The organism is Solimonas sp. SE-A11 (assembly GCF_030345715.1).
Taxonomy (GTDB): Bacteria; Pseudomonadota; Gammaproteobacteria; order Nevskiales; family Nevskiaceae; genus Solimonas_A.
Window position 1 is genome coordinate 305,233 of record NZ_JAUASX010000001.1, and the last position, 15,517, is coordinate 320,749.

Here is a 15,517-nt window from a genome sequence, read left to right on the forward strand (position 1 = left end):
GCGAGCCTGTTCCATGCCGCACGTAAGGGCCAATGGCCTGCAGATCTGCTACGAAACCTTCGGCAATCCGTCCAACCCGGCGCTGCTGCTGATCATGGGCCTGGGCGCGCAGCTGGTGCACTGGCCCGACGCCTTCTGCGAGGCGCTGGCCGCCGGCGGCTATCACGTGATCCGCTTCGACAACCGCGACATCGGCCTGTCGGAAAAGCTCGATCACCTGGGCAAGCCCGACCTGCTGCGCAGCGGGCTGTTCTACACGCTGCGCCTGCCGCAGAAGTCGGCTTACCTGCTGGACGACATGGCCGAAGACGCGGTGGCGCTGCTCGATGCGCTGAAGATCAAGACCGCGCACGTGGTGGGACTGTCGATGGGCGGCATGATCGCGCAGGTGCTCGGCTACAAGCATGCCAGCCGCGTGCGCAGCCTGACCCTGATCATGACCAGCAGCGGCAATCCCTGGCTCAAGAAGCCCTCGCTCCGTATCCAGATGCGCATGATGTCCAAGCCCAAGGCGCGTGATCGCGAGAGCCTGCTGCAGTTCGGCATGAACACCTGGCGCATGATCGGTAGCCCGGGCTATCCCTCACCCGAGCCGGAGCTGCGCGAGTACGTTGCCCGCGCGCTGGACCGCAACGTTCACCCGCAGGGCCTGGCACGGCAGATGGTGGCGATCATGGCTTCCGGCAGCCGCGTGAAGCAGCTGGCGCGCATCAAGGCGCCGACGCTGGTCATCCACGGCGACAAGGACCCGCTGGTGCCGGTGCCGGCGGCGCGGGACCTGAAGAAGCACATTCCGGGCTCGCAGCTCGAAATCATCCACGGCATGGGCCATGACCTGCCGTCGTCGCTGCTGCCCAAGCTGTCGCACCTGATCCTGCATCACGCCAAGCACGCCGAGCGCGCGCACGGACGCCGCGCGGCGTAAGCGGCTAGGGCCTATCATCAATTCCACGATCGCTGCGATGACAGGCCCTAACAACTCACGCCGCCGCACCGTGATCGCCGTGGGCCTGGGCCAGTTGCTGGCCTGGGGCTCGAGCTACTACCTGCTGGCCACGCTGGCCCGGCCGATGGCCACGGCGCTGGGCCTGGCGCCCGCCACCGTGTACCTGATGTTCTCCGCCGCGTTGCTGCTGGCGGCGGCGCTGGGCCCGCTGGTGGGCGGCCTGATCGACCGGCAGGGCGGGCGCCGCGTGCTGCTGGCCTCCAACCTGGTGTTCGCCACGGCGCACCTGACCATGGCGACCGCCCAGGGCCCGCTGCAGCTAGCCCTGGGCTGGCTGCTGCTCGGCGCGGCCATGCCCATGGGTCTCTACGACGCCGCCTTCTCCACGCTGGTAAGCCTGTACCGCGGGGAGGCGCGCCGCTCCATCGTTGGCGTGACCCTGCTGGGCGGATTCTCCAGCACCGTGAGCTGGCCGCTGACCGCGGCGCTGGAGGCGCACTACGGCTGGCGCGTGGCCTGTGCCGTCTGGGCGCTGGCGCACCTGAGCATGGGCCTGGGCATCCATTACTGGATGGTGCCGCGGGTGGACCGCCCCCTGGAGATGCATCGCGCCGAGGCTCCGGCGCCCGCCGCAGGGCCGCCGGCGCTGACCATGTGGATACTTGCCGGTGCTTTCACCTGCTCCGGCCTGGTGTTCGCCGGCATGGCCACGCACCTGCCGCGCATCCTGGAGCGGATCGGCTGTACGCCCGCGATGGCGGTGGCGGCGGCATCGCTGTTCGGCGTCTCGCAGGTGGCGGGGCGCCTGGCCGAGGCCGGCTATCTCAACCGCTTCCACCCCCTGGTGGCAGCGCGCATCTCCATGTCACTGCATCCCACGGGCGCGATGCTGGTCATGGCTTTCGGCGCGCCCTTTGCCGCCGTCTTCACGGTGCTGCACGGCATGGGCACCGGCCTGATGACGATCATCAAGGGCACCCTGCCGCTGGCGCTGTTCGGGCCCGCCGGCTTCGGGCGGCGCGCCGGCTGGCTGGAAGCCCCCTCGCGCGTGGCGCAGGCGGCGGCGCCACTGGCGTTCGGCATCGGGGTGGACCGGCTCGGCGGCCATGTGCTGTGGATCTCCGCCGGCATAGGCTTGACCGGATTGAGCGGGCTGCTGTGGCTACGACGCAGTGCCTCCGCCACGCAATACTGAGGAGCAAGACATGACCAAGAAGACCCATCCCCTGGCCGAGGTGCTGCTTGAAGCCCACGTGCAGTTCACGCTGGAGCAGCTGGAGGGCGACGAACTGAAGGTGGTGGTGGCCGAGCTGCTCGACGAGGGCCTGGCCGACGCCGCCAAGCTCAAGCTGGCCGAGGCGGTGACCCGCAAGCAGATCAAGGACACCGCCCACACCTACGCCGCCAACCTGGAGCTGGGCAGCGGCATTCCCGAGCTGGTCGGCGAGATAGCGCGCGTCATCCACGCCCACCCGGCGCTGGACGACACCCGCCTGGGCGACCTGATGAGCGACCGCCAGTTCGAGGAGTTCACCGACCTGGTACTGGAGCAGAAGTCGGCACGCGAGGCCATCGTGCGCGGCGTGGTGGCCAGCCCGCTGTACGGCCGCATCGCCTCGGAACTGTTGCTGAGTGGCATCCGCGGCTACCTGTCGCAAAGCTCGCTGGGCGAGAACATCCCCGGCGCGCGCTCAATGATGAAGCTGGGCAAGGCCGTGCTGAGCCGTGCCGCCTCCGTCTCCGGCCTGGACGAGACGGTGGAGGAAGGCCTGCGCCGCTACATCGCCAAGAGCGTCGGCAGTGCCTCGCAGCGTGCCGTGGAAATGCTGCTGGACGAGGAGGGCGACGAGATCCTGCGCGACGCCTCGCTGCGCGCCTGGAAGGAACTCAAGAACCTGCGCCTGGGCGAGCTGCGCCGCCATATCGACGAGCGCACGCTGGAAGAGATCTTCGTGGCGGGCTTCGAGTACTGGCGCGAGCTGCGCAAGGCGCCGATCTACACCAAGCTGATCGACGCCGGCATTGATGCCTTCTTCGAGCGCTACGGCAAGGTCTCGCTCAAGGCACTGCTGGACGACCTGGGCATCGACCGCGACCTGATGCTGGCCGAGGCCATGCGCCACGCGCCGCACGTGATCCAGGCGCTGAAGAAAAAGAAGATGCTGGAACCCACCGTGCGGCGCCTGCTGCAGCGCTTCTACAACTCCGGGGCCTTCGAGAAGGCGCTGGCTGCGCACGGCGGGTGATCTGTTCGTAGGAGCGGCCAACGGCCGCTCCCACGATTTGGTCGACGCTGCGAGGCTGAAATGAAGAGGGCCGGCGAAAGCCGGCCCTCTTCGTTCTCGACGTATCCTCAGTTCACCGGCGACTGCTGCGGATAATCCACTCCCGGGTACACCTGCGGCAGCGCCGAGCACTCCAGCGCGCCGACCATGACCTCCTGCGGCTTCTCGCTGACCGCGGGCGGTGCCGGCGGGTTGCCGTAGGGCTTCACGCCGTCCTGCAGGCCGCGCGGGGTGTAGTTGCAGACCCAGACCTCGGCGGTCTCGCAGCGCGCGCGGCCGCAGCCCACCTCCTCGGTAGCACCCCAGATCATCTGCAGGTACTGGCCGCACTGCGTGCCGCCCTGGTTACGGCACTGGTGCAGGTTATGGTCGTAGTCGCGGCCTTCCTCGTTCCAGCGCGACACCACCTGCGCCGGCGTGCGGCGGTAGCCCTGGTAGGGCTGGCCGGCGGTGGCGCGGAACACGTTCTCGCCGTACTTCTCGCGGCGGGTCATGTCGGGGTTGTAGCGCGCGGCGCAGTTCTCGCGGGCCAGCTGGTCGGCCCAGGACTGGGCCTGCGCGGCGGCCTGTGCCGACCAGCGCAGCGGCGGCTGGTTGACGGCCCCACGGATGCCGTTGTGCGCACCCAGCATGCCCTCGAAGCCCGGCGGTTCGCCCTGCGCCTGCAGCACGCCCGGCAACAGCGATCCCAGGGCCAGCATCAGTGCGGCAATCAGTCGCGTCTTCATGTCTCTCATCTCGCTCCAGTTCCCGGCGTCAGCGGCCGGCGAAGGACTCCGTGAGGAAGTCCTTCATCATCTCGAAGGCGCGCTTGGCGGCGCGCGCGTCATATATCGCCTTGCCCGGCTGGTTGGCATCGGGGTCGGTAAAGGAATGCACCGCGCCGCCGAAGCGCATCATCTGCCAGTCGGTCTTGGTCGTGCGCATCTCGTCGAGGAAGGCGTTGATCTGAGCCACCGGCACGTAGGGATCGGCATCGCCATGCAGCACCAGGATGCGGGTCTTGGGCGGCTGGCTGGGCGCGGGAGCATCCAGCGACGGGTTGCCGTGGAAGGACACCACCGCGTTGAGCTCCTCGCCGGTGCGCGCCAGCTCCAGCACCGTGGAGCCGCCGAAGCAGAAGCCGATGGCGGCAATCTTGTCCGGGTTGGCCGGCAGCTTGAGCCGCTTGACCGCCGCCTGGGCCTGCTCCTTGGCGGCCTTGGCGCGCGTGCGCAGCAGCAGGCGGTTGCCGTAGAGCTGGCCCACCAGCTTGCCGGCGGCGTCGGCATTGGCCGGCTGCTGGTCGCGGCCGTACATGTCGGCCAGGAATACCACGTAGTCGCGGCCGGCGATCTTGCGCGCCTGGCGGCGGTTGGCCTCGGAAGTGCCCATCCAGTTCGGCACCATCAGCACCACCGGGCGCTTCTTGGCGCCCGCGGTGTCGTAGTAGACGTAGCCGCGGTAGGACTGTTCGGCGATCTGGTAGTCCACCACCTTTTCCACCGACTTGGCCTGGGCGCCGCAGGCGGCGCAGAGCGCGGCGGCCGTCAGCCATTTCCCGATCCGATTGGAGATGCTCATTGCTCGACGTTCCCTGTGATCGGTCGGCGCCTCAGGCCCGACCGAGGAAGTCCTGCTTGCCGAGCTCCACTCCATTGTGGCGCAGGATGTTGTAGACGGTGGTGGCGTGGAAATAGGCGTTGGGCAGCACGAAGAACTGCAGGTAGTCGTGGCCGGTGAAGTTCATCTCTCCGCGCGGGGACTTGAGCTGGATCGCCTTGCCCTCGCTGCCGTCAATCTGGTCCGGGCGGAATTGCCCGAGGAAGGCCAGGGTCTTGTCGACGCGCGCGATCAGTTCGGCGAAGGTGGTTTCCGTGTCCTCGTAGCGCGGCACGTCCTGGCCGGCCAGGCGCGCGGCGGCACCCTTGACCATGTCGGTGGCGATCTGGACCTGGCGGGTCAGGGGGAACATGTCCGGATAGAGGCGGAAGCCAGTCAGGCTGGCCGCGTCCAGCTTGCGCGATTCGGCATGGGCGGCGCCCTTTTCCAGGATCACGCGCAGGTTGCCGAGCAGGCGGATGAAGGCGGGCACCGAGGCGGAGTACATGGTCAGGCTCATGGAATCCCTCGCAGGATCAGGCAGTTCGGATGACGGATTCTAAGGTTTTGCGGCGCCCTTGGGTTGAACCGTGGTCCGGAATGGCCGGGCAGGGTGCAAGTTCAGATTCGGTTAAGACCGCTGCGCTAGTGTCTGCGCCATCTACCCCGCGATCCGAGGTCGCACATGAAACGCACTATCCTGGGTTTTCTGGCTCTTGCTGGCGCCACCCTCGCCACCCCCAGCTTCGCCGGTGACGACCGGGCCGTCGGCGCCGTGATCGGCGGCGTAGCCGGCGGCGCCATCGGCCATTCCGCCGCCGGCACCGACGGCGCCGTGGTCGGCGCGGTCCTGGGCGCCGTGGTCGGCGCCGTGATCGGTGACAACAACAGCGATCGCCGTCACTACCGCTCTTCCTACCGCGACGACCATTACTACTCGGCCCCGCCGCGGGTGGTCCATCACTACCGCGAACCGCCCCGCGTGGTGCACCATCACTACCGCGAGCCGGTGCGTCACGTGTATCACCGCGACTACCGGGACAGCCGGCGCGACTACCGCCATGACCGCCGCGATGGCCGCTGGGACCGCGACGATCGCCGTGGCCACTGGCAGGGCCGCCACTGACGGCGCATGCTGCACAGCACAAAAGGCGGGCTTCGGCCCGCCTTTTTGCTTATGCTCGCCGCATGGACGAAGAACGCCTGATCGAACTGGAAATCCGCTTCGCGCACCAGGAAGAAACCCTGCGCGTGCTCAACGACATCGTCACCCGCCAGCAGGACCGCATCGAGCGGCTGGAGAAGATCTGCCGGCAACTGGCCGAGAAGGCCGCCAGTGCCGGCGATGGGCTGCTCAAGGTGACAGCGGCGGACGAAGTGCCGCCGCATTACTGATTCGACACGGGCGGATCGATGATCCGCTTCGTCTTACCAACGCATCAGCACCGCACCCCAGGTAAAGCCCGAGCCGAAGGCCACGGCGCAGACCAGGTCGCCTTTCTTTACCTTGCCCAGCGCCCGCGCCTCGGACAGGCACAGCGGGATGGTGGCGGCGGTGGTGTTGCCGTATTTCTGGATGTTGTTGTGGACCTTGCTCTCGTCGATCTGGAGAAGCTTGGCCACCATTTCGTTGATGCGCAGGTTGGCCTGGTGCGGGATCAGCATGTCGATGTCGGACACCGCCAGGCCCTGGTCGGCCAGCACTTCCTGGATCACCTCGGGCATGCGCTTCACGGCGGTCTTGAAGACCTTCTGGCCTTCCATGTTGGGCCAGATGCGGCCTTCCTCGATGTCCTGCTGGGTGAGGTAGGCCTCGCGGCCGGCGGCCATGCCGGGCCACTGCATGGCCAGGCACTCGGCATCGCTGCCGTCGGAATGCATGCGGCTGACCAGGATGCCGCGCTCGGGGTCGTCGCTGGCGCCGATCACGGCAGCGCCGGCGGCGTCGCCGAACAGTACGCTCACGGTGCGCCCGCGGGTGGACTTGTCCAGGCCGCGGGAATGCACTTCGCCGCCGATCAGCAGGATCTTCTTGTACTGGCCGGAGCGGATGAAAGCGTCGGCCATCTGCAGGCCGTAGACGAAGCCGGAGCACTGCTGGCGGATGTCGAAGGCCGGTATGTGGCCAATGCCCAGTTCGCGCTGCACCAGCACGCCGCAGCCGGGGAAGAAGTAGTCCGGCGACAGCGTGGCGTAGATGATGCAATCGATCTCGCTGGCTTCCAGCTTGGCGTCGGCCAGCGCCGCGCGGGCGGCCTGCACGCCCATGGTGTAGTTGCCGTCCTCGGGCGTCACCCAGTGCCGCTCCTCGATGCCGGAGCGCTCCACGATCCACTCGTGGCTGGTCTCCATGGTCTTCACCAGGTCGTGGTTGGTGACGGTGCGGGCCGGGACGTAGGTGCCCAAGCCCAGGATGCGTGCGCGCGGTGTGGCCACAGAAATGCCCTCGTTGAGTGGCCGATAGGTTAACGGCGAAGCCGCGGAATGGGGAGTGGGCTCATTCCTGTGGCAGTACGGTCCTGAAACCCACGTGCGAGGTCGGCAGGTCCGACTCCTGCGGGTGCCGCGCCGAGGCGCGGTAGCGCACACAGAAGTTGGCGGCACAGAGGTAGCTGCCTCCCTTGATCACAGCCAGATTGCCGTTGACCTGGGGGCGGGCACTGGCTGCATCGCCGTGGCCGTGCGGCTGGCGCGGGCCCTGGTAATCGTCGAGCGTCCATTCCCAGACGTTGCCGATGACGTCGTAGAGGCCGTAGCCGTTGGCGCCGTAGCAGCCCACGGGCGCGCGACCGGCGTAGCGGTCGCGCGCGTCGTCGGTGTAGGGGAAGTTGCCCTGCCAGAAATTGGCTTTCGGCGCTTCGGCGCTGCCGATGAGCAGATCGGCCTCAGCGTTGCCGAGGCCGGCCTTGGCGGCGGCCTCCCACTGCGATTCGCTGGGCAGGTCATGCTGCAACCAGCGGGCGTAGGCCAGCGCGTCGGCGCGGGTCACCTGCACCACCGGGTGGTTGTCGCGGCCGGCGATGCTGCTGTCGGGGCCTTCGGGGTGGCGCCAGTCGGCGCCGGGTTGCCACTTCCACCAGGTGGAAGGCGAAGCGGCGGCGTTGGTGGCCGGGCTGCTGAAGACCGCGCCGCCGCCCTGGCGCTCGGCGTCGGTAACGTGGCCGGTGGCGGCGACGAACGCGGCGAACTGGGCGTTGCTGACCTCGGTAGCGTCGATCCAGAAGCCGGCGACCTTTTCGCGCAGCACCGGGCGCTCGTCGGCATAGCCGCGGTCCGAGCCCAACTCGGCCTCGGCGGCGGGCACGTGAACCATGCCGGCCTTGCGCTCGCTGGGCCAGCCCGGCGGCAAGCCGCTGTACTGCTCGCAGCGCTCGAAGCTGCCCAGGCCTGGCAGTTCCGGCGAGGCCGGCCGCGCCAGCCAGGAAGCCGCCAGGGCCAGGACGACCGACAATCCGGCGCCAGCGAGGGCGCCGCCGTATCGGCGGATATTCATGGTTTGTCCCGACCCGGGAGGGGGTGATGGGGGAGGGGCTTCATCGGGATTCGGGCCTGGAAATCGTGAATATAGAGGCTCAGGGTATAACAAGCTCGCCTGATACAAGATTTTCCAAGCTTGTAACGCCGGAACGTCCCACTCGTCTTGAAGCCGATGATAGCGGTCATACTTGGAATAGACGCGGCCGGCCGGCCGCACAGCCAGCGGACGACACCATGATCAGTTCCCTTTTCGGTGGCAGCAGCCTGCGCATCAGCCCCAAGGATTTTCCGGACCCGGTGGACGACGCGCCACTGGCCCCGCAACCCGGCCGCGCCCTGGCGGTGCTGGCGGGAGGCTGCTTCTGGTGCACCGAGGCGGTGTACCTGGAACTGGAGGGCGTGCTGGGCGTGGTCTCCGGCTATTCCGGCGGCAGCGCGGAAACGGCGGACTACAAGAGCGTCTGCACCGGCCGCACCGATCACGCCGAGGTGATCCAGATCGAGTATGACCCGGCACACCTGACCTTCGGCGGGCTGCTGAAGATCTTCTTCGCCGTGGCACACGACCCGACGCAGCTCGATCGCCAGGGCAATGACGTGGGCACGCAGTATCGCTCCGCTATTTTCTACGCCAACGACGAGCAGAAGCGCATCGCCGAGGCCTATATCCGCCAGCTCGACGAGGCCCAGGTTTTCTCATCGAAGATCGCCACGCGGCTCGAGCCTCTGGAGGATTTCTTCGAGGCCGAGGCCTATCACCAGAACTACGCGGCGCTGAACCCCGGTCAGGGTTACATCCAGGGCGTGGCGCTGCCCAAGGTCGAGAAGCTGCGCAAGTATTTCGGGGAGCAACTGAAGAGCTGAGGCCTCACTGTTCCGCGAGCATTCATCTGCGCGGGAGATGCGTGTTTCCGTTCGGGTGGCGTTCAGGCTCGGGTTGCGATGCTGGAACCGTACCTTCCAGGATGGAGAAAGAACATGCAACGCAAGGAAGAAATCCTGAACCGCATCGATGAACTGTTCACGGCCGAGCTGCCGGACATGGACGCCGCCTTCGACTTCGGCGACGACCTGCTGCCGGGCCTGAGCCAGGCTGGAACCTCTGGTGACGACCTCACACCGTCCTCGCTGCTGCGCGAGCACGGCAGCCTCTGGGCTACGCGCGCCGATGAAGACGACATGGGTCTGGAAGATCCGGATGCCTTCGCCCTGAGCGAGGCCTGGGAGATGGAATCTCCGCGCCGTCGCCGCCTGCACTGATCTTGTGCGGTGTCCTGCATGGAGTCGGTGACGACTCCTGCAGGACGCCGCATGACGCTGATCCACGGAAGGAGAACGTCATGAAGCGCATGCGTGAACGCGTCTCGGCGCAGATGCAGCAGGGCAAGGTCGGTTACATCATCCTCTGGGCGTTGGGCGTGCCCATTCCGCTGCTGTTCCTGGTGTTCCTGTTGCGAGGCTGCGACTGATGGAATCCTCCGCCCTGGCGGCGATCATCGGTCCTTTGCTGATGGGCCTGGTCGCGGTGGGCGTCCTGCTGTCGATCAAGATCGCACGCCGCCGCCAGGCAACGCGGGCGGCCGATGCCGGGTACAAGCCCGGCATCGGCGAGGCGGTGCCGGCCCGCCCGCTGTCGCAGAAGGACGCCGCCACCATGATGCGCCGCTACCTCTGGTCGGCAGCGGCGATTCTGGCTGCAGCCCTGCTGGCCTTCTTGCTGATGGGCTGAGGCCTCAGGACACTAGTCCCAGCGCGCGGCCCTGGTTCAGTGCCTGGGTCCACGCCACCAGGGCCTTCAACTGCTTGCGGATCAGTTCGCGAGCCTTGTCGTCCTTCATCTCGCCCGAGGTATCGAAGGCCGCACTCGCCGGCCCGATCATGATCTCCGGCTTGTTCAGCGGATGCATGTCGAGCGACAGCAAGACCTGGCGCAGGTGAGCCTGTGCCCGTGCCGTGCCGAAACGGCCGGCAGAAACGCCCAGCAAGGCTACGGGCTTGCCGCCCCAGGCACTGTCACCATAGGGGCGCGAGGCCCAGTCGATGGCGTTCTTCAGCACGCCGGGAATCGAGTAGTTGTATTCCGGCGTAGCGATCAGGATGGCGTCGGCGGTGCGGATGGCGCGCTTGAAGTCCGATACGGCGGCGGGTGGCGTCTTTTCCTGATCCTCGCTGAAAGGCGTGATCGGCGACAGGTCGAAGATCTCCAGGTGCGCATCCTCCGGCAACAGTTGCCGGGCTACGCGCAGGGCGGCACGGTTGTAGGACTTCTCGCGGAGGCTGCCGGCGAAACCGAGGATGTTCACGATGGACATGGGGATTCCTTTGTGGGTACGACAAGAGACTTCGGGACTTTAGGACGGTCCGGCAGGGTCTGGAAGATTGTGACCGACAATCTTCCGCGGAATTTCATGCCGCCGGCCGATGTTCAGGCTGCGCTCAGCGCCTCTGGGATAGCTTGGTCGAATGTCCTGCGGTATCGCACGCAGGACATCAATCCCGAACATAGGAGCAATACATGAAAAGGAACTTCCTCATCGGCCTCGGCCTGACCCTCGCCGCCAGCACGGCTTTTGCCGCCGATAATGGCGTCCTGCCATCTGCCAGCCAGGCCCCGGCAGCCAAGGTCGGTGCCGGTGTGAATGCCACCACGGACGGGGTCGGTATCTCGGCGGCTGCGGGCGCTGACTTCGGCAGCCTCGACACCAACGCCGACGGCAAGCTGACCCGTGCCGAGGTCAAGAGCAACACCGAACTGACGGCGCGCTTCAAGGCGCTGGACAAGAACAAGGACGGCAAGCTGTCGTCCGACGAGTACGCGGCTCGCAACGCCGACGCCACCGGCGGCTCGGGCCTGGACAAGCCGATCAACTAAGATCGCGCTGCATGGAAAAGGGCGGCATGACGCGGCCCTTTTTCTTTGCACGGGATTCTCAGGGATCAGGGACGAACCCTGCCGGAAACGGCTCGGGGCGGCGCGGCGCCCACTCATGACGGGGCAGGGGGATGACACCCTGAGACGCGAGTTTGCGGTGTGAGTCGTACCAGAGGGTGATGACCTCCACGGGCTTGTCCGAGGCGCGCTCGAACGCGGTGTATTCCGCGCCCGACCATTCGCGCGTGCCGTGTCCGGTACCCAGGCTGGGCGATGGTGCATGTTGTGCTCTGGATTCCGCCGCGGATGCGCTGGCGCTTTCCTCGCGCAGCGGTTCGTTGCCGCGCCAGCCGTCCCAGGGCCGCGGTGCGGGGCGTTCCTCGAAGACGGCGATGCCGATCACGCCGACATTGCGCGGCCGCCCGGTGCGCGCGGCGTAGGAATCGGGCAGCGTGGTGAAGCTGAAGCGGGCAATTTCATCCAGGCTCTTGCGCCAGCCATCCACCTGCAGGGAGCCCCACGGCCGCAGCACGTAGCCGCCCTGTGTGGTGGATGCGGTCTGTCCGCTGATGACGTTGATGCCATCGACGCTGGTCACGGCCAGCAGGCGCTCACCGCGGCGGCTCTGCAGGTGGATCTCGTAGTCATGTCCCGGTTCGCCAGCCAGGTAGCTGCGGCCGCGGTGGTGGTACAGCCGCAGGTAGCGTCCGTCCGTGCGGTCGTAGACCTGGACTTCGACACGGCGGCCGGTGAAGGATTCCTGGGCGGGCGCCGCCAGGGGCAGTAGGACAGCAAGCAACAACAGGGCGGGGCGGATCATGTTCGGGCTCGTTGGGGACCTGAACATGTAAACGGCGCGGCAGCCGTTTCGGGGTTGAGACCCGTGGAATTATTCCGCCGGCGCCCGTCGCAGGTTCTTCACCTGGCCGCGGCGCATCTTGCCCTCCAGCCGTTGCAGGCGTTGCGCGCGGCTGGGCTTGGTGGCCTTGCGCGCCTTGGGCACCACGGCGGCGCGGCGGATCATGGCGGCCAGACGTTGCAGCGCGGCGTCGCGATTCATCTCCAGGCTGCGATGTTCCTGTGCCTTGATCACGATGACGCCATCGCGCGTGAGTTGCTGGCCGCCGGCCTGCAGCAGGCGCTGCTTGCAGTCCTCCGGCAGGGAAGACGCCGTCACGTCGAAGCGCAGCTGCGCGGCGTTGGCGGTCTTGTTGATGTTCTGCCCGCCGGCACCCTGTGCGCGGATCGCGCTGATGCGCATTTCGTCGAGTGGCAGGAAGAGGGAGGCGTGGATGCGGAGCTGCGTCATCCGCGAATCCTGCGCAGCAAATCGCGCAGGCGCAACTCGGTGGCGTCGAACAGGCGGGCCGCCGTGCGCGATTCGCGTGCCACCATCACCGCCGCCAGGGCCACCACGATCATGCCGGGGCCCGGTGCGGGCATCATGACCAGGCCAACCGGCAGCAGGACCAGCCCCAGCACCAGGCGGCAGCCGCTGAGAAAGGCGCTGCCTTCGCCATGGCGGCGCTCGTAATAGTCCTGGAACCGCTTGCCCGGCTCGCCCTGGCGGAATTTCTGCCAGTGCTGCCGCAACGCCGCCAGTGCCATGCCTGCTTTCCGTGCAAACCCGCCTCTAGGACCGCAAAAGCGTTGCCTGATTCCCATGAGCCCTTGCTTTTATGGCGGTTTTTTCCATTTTTGCTATCGACAAACCGATTCTGGACGGGTAATGTCGGGCTGGCAGTCGCTTCAAGCATGTAAGCAGCATGGTGGTATCCGTCCTCACAACGGCTCGAAACACCCGGCTACCTTCCTTGATCGTTTGCACCCTGCGGGCGGGATGGCCCGATTTTCTACTTCAACGTTTTAAGGAATGTATCAATGAGCAACGCTTCCACCGGCACCGTCAAGTGGTTCAATGAAGCCAAGGGCTTCGGCTTCATCACCCCGGAAGGCGGCGGCGAAGATCTCTTCGCCCACTTCAAGGAAATCCAGGGCACGGGCTTCAAGACCCTGACCGAAGGCCAGCGCGTCGAGTTCAAGGCTCAGCGCGGCCCGAAGGGCATGCAGGCGACGCAGATTCGCCCGCTCTAAGCCTCATCGCTTAGCTAAAAACCGCGGCCTCGTGCCGCGGTTTTTTTGTGCCCGAACACTTTTTGCACATCCAGCCGTTATTCTTGCTGGCATGAACATTTACGTCGACGCCGACGCCTGCCCCAAGGTGATCAAGGAGATCCTATTCAGGGCTGCCCTGCGCAAGCAACTGGACCTGGTGCTGGTGGCCAACCAGCCCCTGGCCGTGCCGCGCCAACCCGGGGTGCGTGCCGTGACCGTGCCGCAGGGTTTCGACGTGGCCGACAAGGCGATCGTGGAGTGGGCGCAGGCCGGCGACATCGTCATCACCAACGACGTGCCTCTGGCGGCCGGGGCCGTGGACAAGGGCGCGCTGGCGATCAGCCCGCGTGGGCAGCTGTGGACACGCGACAACGTGCGCCAGGCCCTGGGGATGCGCAATTTCATGGACGAGTTGCGGGGTGCAGGCGTGCAGACCGGCGGACCCGCGGCGATGGACCAGCGTGACCGGCAGGCTTTTGCGGCGCAGCTCGACAAGCTGCTGGTGAAAGTGCCGGCGCGGAAGATCGGTGGGTGAAGCGTGGGCTGATCCTGCTGCTGTGGCTGCCGCTGGCGGCGATGGCGCAGCCGGTGGACCTGGTGTACGTCGACAAATCCGCGCGGCAGCTCTACCTGATGTCCGGAGGAAAAGTGCTGCGGCAGTTCCAGATCGCGCTGGGCGACAACCCCATCGGGCACAAGCAGCAGGAAGGCGACGAACGCACGCCCGAAGGCCGCTACCTGCTGGACTACCGCAAGGCGGACAGCGCGTATCACCGCTCCATCCACATCTCCTATCCCAATGAAGTCGATCGCGAGAAGGCGCGCTTGCGTGGGGTAAGCCCCGGTGGGGCCATCATGATCCACGGCCAGCGCAACGGCTTCGGCTGGCTGTCCTCGCTGACGCAGCAACGTGACTGGACCGATGGCTGCATCGCGCTCAGCGATGCGGACATGGACGTGGTTTGGGACGCGGTGGTGACTGGGACGCCGATCGAGATCGTGCCCTGAGCCGATGCTTCATTGCAGGTAGCAGGCCTTGGCGCGGTTCACCCTTCGACAGGCTCAGGGCGAACGGAGGCCTGGTCGGGCCTTGCACGGGCTCCCACCCATAGGGCCGGCCAGCCATCGAAACCCGCGCTCGATCCGTGTAGGGTTCCAGGCTTCGACGGCTGGGGAGCCCAGGGGCATGAAACAGGTCACTATCACCGGCCACGGCGGCCCGGAGAAGCTGCAGGTTCGCGAGTCGCCGGACCCGATGCCCGGGGCAGGCGAGCTGCGGGTGCGGGTGCGTGCCACCGGCATCAACTTCGCCGACATCCTGGCCCGCAAGGGCCTCTACCCGGACGCGCCGAAGACGCCCTGCGTGGTGGGCTACGAGGTCTCCGGCACGGTCGATGCCGTCGGTGCCGGGGTCGACTCCGGCTGGGTCGGCCAGGACGTGTTCGGCCTGACGCGCTTCGGCGGTTACTCGGACACGGTGGTGGCGCCGCTGGGGCAGATGTTTGCCAAGCCCGCCAAACTGAGCCACGAGCAGGCGGCGGCGATCCCGGTGAACTACCTGACGGCTTGGCAGCTGCTGGTGGCGGCGGGCTCGCTGTCGGCAGACGAGACCGTGCTGATCCACAACGCCGGTGGCGGCGTGGGCCTGGCGGCGATCGACGTCGCGCGCCATGTCGGCGCCACCATCTACGGCACGGCCAGCGCCGGCAAGCATGAGTTCCTGAAGGGCCGTGGTCTGCACCAGGCCATCGACTACCGGACGCAGGACTGGCCCCGGGAGTTGCACAAGCTCACCGAGGGCCGCGGCGTGGAGCTGATCAGCGATCCCATCGGCGGCAACCACTGGAAGAAGAGCTACAAGGCCCTGCGCCACAGCGGGCGCCTGGGCATGTTCGGCATCTCGGTGGTGACCGAGTCGGGCCTGATGGGGCCGCTGAAGCTGCTCAAGGCAGTCAGCGGCATGCCCCTGTTCAATCCGGTGAGCCTGATGAATGACAACCGCGGCGTCTTCGGCGTGAACATGGGCCACATGTGGCACGAGACCGCCAAGATCCGCGGCTGGATGGAGAAACTGCTGGCGGGCGTGGAGCAGGGCTGGGTACGGCCGCACGTGGACCGCACCTGGCCGCTGGCCCAGGCCGGCGAGGCGCAGTCCTACATCGAGTCGCGCGGTAATATCGGCAAGATCGTCCTCATTCCCTGAACATGGACCGCAAGGAACCTTCGCTTGATTCCGACGCC

23 protein-coding genes are annotated in these 15,517 nt (G+C 66.8%); 14 read left to right on the plus strand and 9 right to left on the minus strand.

Going from position 1 to position 15,517, the window contains the following annotated elements:
- The first annotated feature begins 13 nt into the window (after window positions 1-13).
- From QT386_RS01570 to QT386_RS01580, 3 genes are read left to right on the plus strand one after another with little or no spacing between them, the layout of a single operon-like run.
- Entirely contained in the window at window positions 14-925 is a 912-nt protein-coding gene (locus QT386_RS01570) for an alpha/beta fold hydrolase (protein ID WP_289271968.1), read from the plus strand.
- A 37-nt stretch (window positions 926-962) separates the two neighbouring features.
- Complete coding sequence (locus QT386_RS01575) at window positions 963-2,141, plus strand: MFS transporter (RefSeq protein ID WP_289271969.1); 1,179 nt, start codon at window positions 963-965, stop codon at window positions 2,139-2,141.
- Between the two features lie 10 nt (window positions 2,142-2,151).
- Window positions 2,152-3,192 carry a hypothetical protein gene (locus QT386_RS01580; protein ID WP_289271970.1) on the plus strand — a complete coding sequence of 347 codons (1,041 nt, stop codon included), beginning with the start codon at window positions 2,152-2,154 and terminating at the stop codon, window positions 3,190-3,192.
- 107 nt (window positions 3,193-3,299) lie between these two features.
- On the opposite strand, the gene QT386_RS01585 is transcribed toward QT386_RS01580, so the two are convergent.
- From QT386_RS01585 to QT386_RS01595, 3 genes are read right to left on the minus strand one after another with little or no spacing between them, the layout of a single operon-like run.
- Window positions 3,300-3,959 carry a CAP domain-containing protein gene (locus QT386_RS01585; RefSeq protein ID WP_289271971.1) on the minus strand — a complete coding sequence of 220 codons (660 nt, stop codon included), beginning with the start codon at window positions 3,957-3,959 and terminating at the stop codon, window positions 3,300-3,302.
- 28 nt (window positions 3,960-3,987) lie between these two features.
- The gene (locus QT386_RS01590; protein WP_289271972.1) at window positions 3,988-4,794 is read right to left on the minus strand and encodes a dienelactone hydrolase family protein; all 807 of its coding nucleotides are present in this window, start codon (window positions 4,792-4,794) and stop codon (window positions 3,988-3,990) included.
- 31 nt (window positions 4,795-4,825) lie between these two features.
- Window positions 4,826-5,332, minus strand: a complete 507-nt coding sequence (locus tag QT386_RS01595; RefSeq protein ID WP_289271973.1) for a DUF1993 family protein — start codon at window positions 5,330-5,332, stop codon at window positions 4,826-4,828.
- 165 nt (window positions 5,333-5,497) lie between these two features.
- Between QT386_RS01595 and QT386_RS01600 the strand changes: the two genes are divergently transcribed.
- Both QT386_RS01600 and QT386_RS01605 read left to right on the plus strand, forming a co-directional pair.
- A complete protein-coding gene (locus tag QT386_RS01600; protein WP_289271974.1) occupies window positions 5,498-5,938 on the plus strand; it encodes a glycine zipper 2TM domain-containing protein in 441 nt (146 codons plus the stop codon).
- A 62-nt stretch (window positions 5,939-6,000) separates the two neighbouring features.
- A complete protein-coding gene (locus tag QT386_RS01605; RefSeq protein ID WP_289271975.1) occupies window positions 6,001-6,207 on the plus strand; it encodes a SlyX family protein in 207 nt (68 codons plus the stop codon).
- Window positions 6,208-6,240: 33 nt separating this feature from the next.
- On the opposite strand, the gene QT386_RS01610 is transcribed toward QT386_RS01605, so the two are convergent.
- Together QT386_RS01610 and QT386_RS01615 are read right to left on the minus strand one after the other, a co-directional pair.
- Window positions 6,241-7,248 carry a beta-ketoacyl-ACP synthase III gene (locus QT386_RS01610; RefSeq protein ID WP_289271976.1) on the minus strand — a complete coding sequence of 336 codons (1,008 nt, stop codon included), beginning with the start codon at window positions 7,246-7,248 and terminating at the stop codon, window positions 6,241-6,243.
- A 61-nt stretch (window positions 7,249-7,309) separates the two neighbouring features.
- A complete protein-coding gene (locus tag QT386_RS01615) occupies window positions 7,310-8,305 on the minus strand; it encodes a formylglycine-generating enzyme family protein (protein ID WP_289271977.1) in 996 nt (331 codons plus the stop codon).
- Window positions 8,306-8,523: 218 nt separating this feature from the next.
- On the opposite strand from QT386_RS01615, the gene msrA reads away from it, so the two are divergent.
- The 4 genes from msrA (at window position 8,524) to QT386_RS01635 (ending at window position 10,018) form a co-directional block, all read left to right on the plus strand.
- The gene (msrA, locus tag QT386_RS01620) at window positions 8,524-9,153 is read left to right on the plus strand and encodes a peptide-methionine (S)-S-oxide reductase MsrA (protein ID WP_289271978.1); all 630 of its coding nucleotides are present in this window, start codon (window positions 8,524-8,526) and stop codon (window positions 9,151-9,153) included.
- A gap of 114 nt (window positions 9,154-9,267) precedes the next feature.
- Window positions 9,268-9,549, plus strand: a complete 282-nt coding sequence (locus QT386_RS01625) for a hypothetical protein (protein WP_289271979.1) — start codon at window positions 9,268-9,270, stop codon at window positions 9,547-9,549.
- 80 nt (window positions 9,550-9,629) lie between these two features.
- On the plus strand, window positions 9,630-9,758 hold the full coding sequence (locus tag QT386_RS01630) for a hypothetical protein (RefSeq protein ID WP_289271980.1): 129 nt from the start codon (window positions 9,630-9,632) through the stop codon (window positions 9,756-9,758).
- Window positions 9,758-10,018: a hypothetical protein gene (locus QT386_RS01635; RefSeq protein WP_289271981.1), complete on the plus strand. Its 261-nt coding sequence runs from the start codon at window positions 9,758-9,760 to the stop codon at window positions 10,016-10,018. The genes QT386_RS01630 and QT386_RS01635 overlap by 1 nt, the downstream gene beginning before the upstream one ends.
- Window positions 10,019-10,022: 4 nt before the next feature.
- Here QT386_RS01635 and QT386_RS01640 read toward each other — a convergent pair whose 3' ends face one another.
- Window positions 10,023-10,601 carry an NADPH-dependent FMN reductase gene (locus QT386_RS01640; protein WP_289271982.1) on the minus strand — a complete coding sequence of 193 codons (579 nt, stop codon included), beginning with the start codon at window positions 10,599-10,601 and terminating at the stop codon, window positions 10,023-10,025.
- A 203-nt stretch (window positions 10,602-10,804) separates the two neighbouring features.
- Here QT386_RS01640 and QT386_RS01645 point away from each other — a divergent pair, with 203 nt between their 5' ends.
- Window positions 10,805-11,161: a hypothetical protein gene (locus tag QT386_RS01645; protein WP_289271983.1), complete on the plus strand. Its 357-nt coding sequence runs from the start codon at window positions 10,805-10,807 to the stop codon at window positions 11,159-11,161.
- 58 nt (window positions 11,162-11,219) lie between these two features.
- Here QT386_RS01645 and QT386_RS01650 read toward each other — a convergent pair whose 3' ends face one another.
- The 3 genes from QT386_RS01650 to QT386_RS01660 all read right to left on the minus strand — a co-directional run bounded on the left by QT386_RS01650 (window position 11,220) and on the right by QT386_RS01660 (window position 12,769).
- Window positions 11,220-11,981 (minus strand): hypothetical protein, encoded by a 762-nt coding sequence (locus tag QT386_RS01650; RefSeq protein WP_289271984.1) that lies wholly within the window; start codon window positions 11,979-11,981, stop codon window positions 11,220-11,222.
- Window positions 11,982-12,050: 69 nt separating this feature from the next.
- Entirely contained in the window at window positions 12,051-12,470 is a 420-nt protein-coding gene (arfB, locus tag QT386_RS01655) for an alternative ribosome rescue aminoacyl-tRNA hydrolase ArfB (RefSeq protein WP_289271985.1), read from the minus strand.
- Entirely contained in the window at window positions 12,467-12,769 is a 303-nt protein-coding gene (locus QT386_RS01660; RefSeq protein ID WP_289271986.1) for a PGPGW domain-containing protein, read from the minus strand. The genes arfB and QT386_RS01660 overlap by 4 nt, the downstream gene beginning before the upstream one ends.
- A gap of 273 nt (window positions 12,770-13,042) precedes the next feature.
- On the opposite strand from QT386_RS01660, the gene QT386_RS01665 reads away from it, so the two are divergent.
- From QT386_RS01665 to QT386_RS01680, 4 genes are all read left to right on the plus strand, one after another.
- A complete protein-coding gene (locus QT386_RS01665) occupies window positions 13,043-13,255 on the plus strand; it encodes a cold-shock protein (RefSeq protein ID WP_289271987.1) in 213 nt (70 codons plus the stop codon).
- A gap of 91 nt (window positions 13,256-13,346) precedes the next feature.
- On the plus strand, window positions 13,347-13,811 hold the full coding sequence (locus tag QT386_RS01670) for a YaiI/YqxD family protein (protein WP_289271988.1): 465 nt from the start codon (window positions 13,347-13,349) through the stop codon (window positions 13,809-13,811).
- Window positions 13,812-13,852: 41 nt separating this feature from the next.
- Window positions 13,853-14,284, plus strand: a complete 432-nt coding sequence (locus tag QT386_RS01675; RefSeq protein ID WP_301334122.1) for a murein L,D-transpeptidase family protein — start codon at window positions 13,853-13,855, stop codon at window positions 14,282-14,284.
- Window positions 14,285-14,462: 178 nt separating this feature from the next.
- Window positions 14,463-15,479: a medium chain dehydrogenase/reductase family protein gene (locus QT386_RS01680; RefSeq protein ID WP_289271990.1), complete on the plus strand. Its 1,017-nt coding sequence runs from the start codon at window positions 14,463-14,465 to the stop codon at window positions 15,477-15,479.
- Window positions 15,480-15,517: the final 38 nt, after the last annotated feature.

Bases quoted from the DNA above. Each gene is read 5' to 3' on its own strand.
- QT386_RS01570 (WP_289271968.1), top strand. From the start codon at position 14: ATGCCGCACGTAAGGGCCAATGGCCTGCAGATCTGCTACGAAACCTTC.
- QT386_RS01575 (WP_289271969.1), top strand. From the start codon at position 963: ATGACAGGCCCTAACAACTCACGCCGCCGCACCGTGATCGCCGTGGGC.
- QT386_RS01580 (WP_289271970.1), top strand. From the start codon at position 2,152: ATGACCAAGAAGACCCATCCCCTGGCCGAGGTGCTGCTTGAAGCCCAC.
- QT386_RS01585 (WP_289271971.1), bottom strand. From the start codon at position 3,959: ATGAAGACGCGACTGATTGCCGCACTGATGCTGGCCCTGGGATCGCTG.
- QT386_RS01590 (WP_289271972.1), bottom strand. From the start codon at position 4,794: ATGAGCATCTCCAATCGGATCGGGAAATGGCTGACGGCCGCCGCGCTC.
- QT386_RS01595 (WP_289271973.1), bottom strand. From the start codon at position 5,332: ATGAGCCTGACCATGTACTCCGCCTCGGTGCCCGCCTTCATCCGCCTG.
- QT386_RS01600 (WP_289271974.1), top strand. From the start codon at position 5,498: ATGAAACGCACTATCCTGGGTTTTCTGGCTCTTGCTGGCGCCACCCTC.
- QT386_RS01605 (WP_289271975.1), top strand. From the start codon at position 6,001: ATGGACGAAGAACGCCTGATCGAACTGGAAATCCGCTTCGCGCACCAG.
- QT386_RS01615 (WP_289271977.1), bottom strand. From the start codon at position 8,305: ATGAATATCCGCCGATACGGCGGCGCCCTCGCTGGCGCCGGATTGTCG.
- msrA (WP_289271978.1), top strand. From the start codon at position 8,524: ATGATCAGTTCCCTTTTCGGTGGCAGCAGCCTGCGCATCAGCCCCAAG.
- QT386_RS01625 (WP_289271979.1), top strand. From the start codon at position 9,268: ATGCAACGCAAGGAAGAAATCCTGAACCGCATCGATGAACTGTTCACG.
- QT386_RS01630 (WP_289271980.1), top strand. From the start codon at position 9,630: ATGAAGCGCATGCGTGAACGCGTCTCGGCGCAGATGCAGCAGGGCAAG.
- QT386_RS01635 (WP_289271981.1), top strand. From the start codon at position 9,758: ATGGAATCCTCCGCCCTGGCGGCGATCATCGGTCCTTTGCTGATGGGC.
- QT386_RS01640 (WP_289271982.1), bottom strand. From the start codon at position 10,601: ATGTCCATCGTGAACATCCTCGGTTTCGCCGGCAGCCTCCGCGAGAAG.
- QT386_RS01645 (WP_289271983.1), top strand. From the start codon at position 10,805: ATGAAAAGGAACTTCCTCATCGGCCTCGGCCTGACCCTCGCCGCCAGC.
- QT386_RS01650 (WP_289271984.1), bottom strand. From the start codon at position 11,981: ATGATCCGCCCCGCCCTGTTGTTGCTTGCTGTCCTACTGCCCCTGGCG.
- arfB (WP_289271985.1), bottom strand. From the start codon at position 12,470: ATGACGCAGCTCCGCATCCACGCCTCCCTCTTCCTGCCACTCGACGAA.
- QT386_RS01660 (WP_289271986.1), bottom strand. From the start codon at position 12,769: ATGGCACTGGCGGCGTTGCGGCAGCACTGGCAGAAATTCCGCCAGGGC.
- QT386_RS01665 (WP_289271987.1), top strand. From the start codon at position 13,043: ATGAGCAACGCTTCCACCGGCACCGTCAAGTGGTTCAATGAAGCCAAG.
- QT386_RS01670 (WP_289271988.1), top strand. From the start codon at position 13,347: ATGAACATTTACGTCGACGCCGACGCCTGCCCCAAGGTGATCAAGGAG.
- QT386_RS01675 (WP_301334122.1), top strand. From the start codon at position 13,853: ATGGCGCAGCCGGTGGACCTGGTGTACGTCGACAAATCCGCGCGGCAG.
- QT386_RS01680 (WP_289271990.1), top strand. From the start codon at position 14,463: ATGAAACAGGTCACTATCACCGGCCACGGCGGCCCGGAGAAGCTGCAG.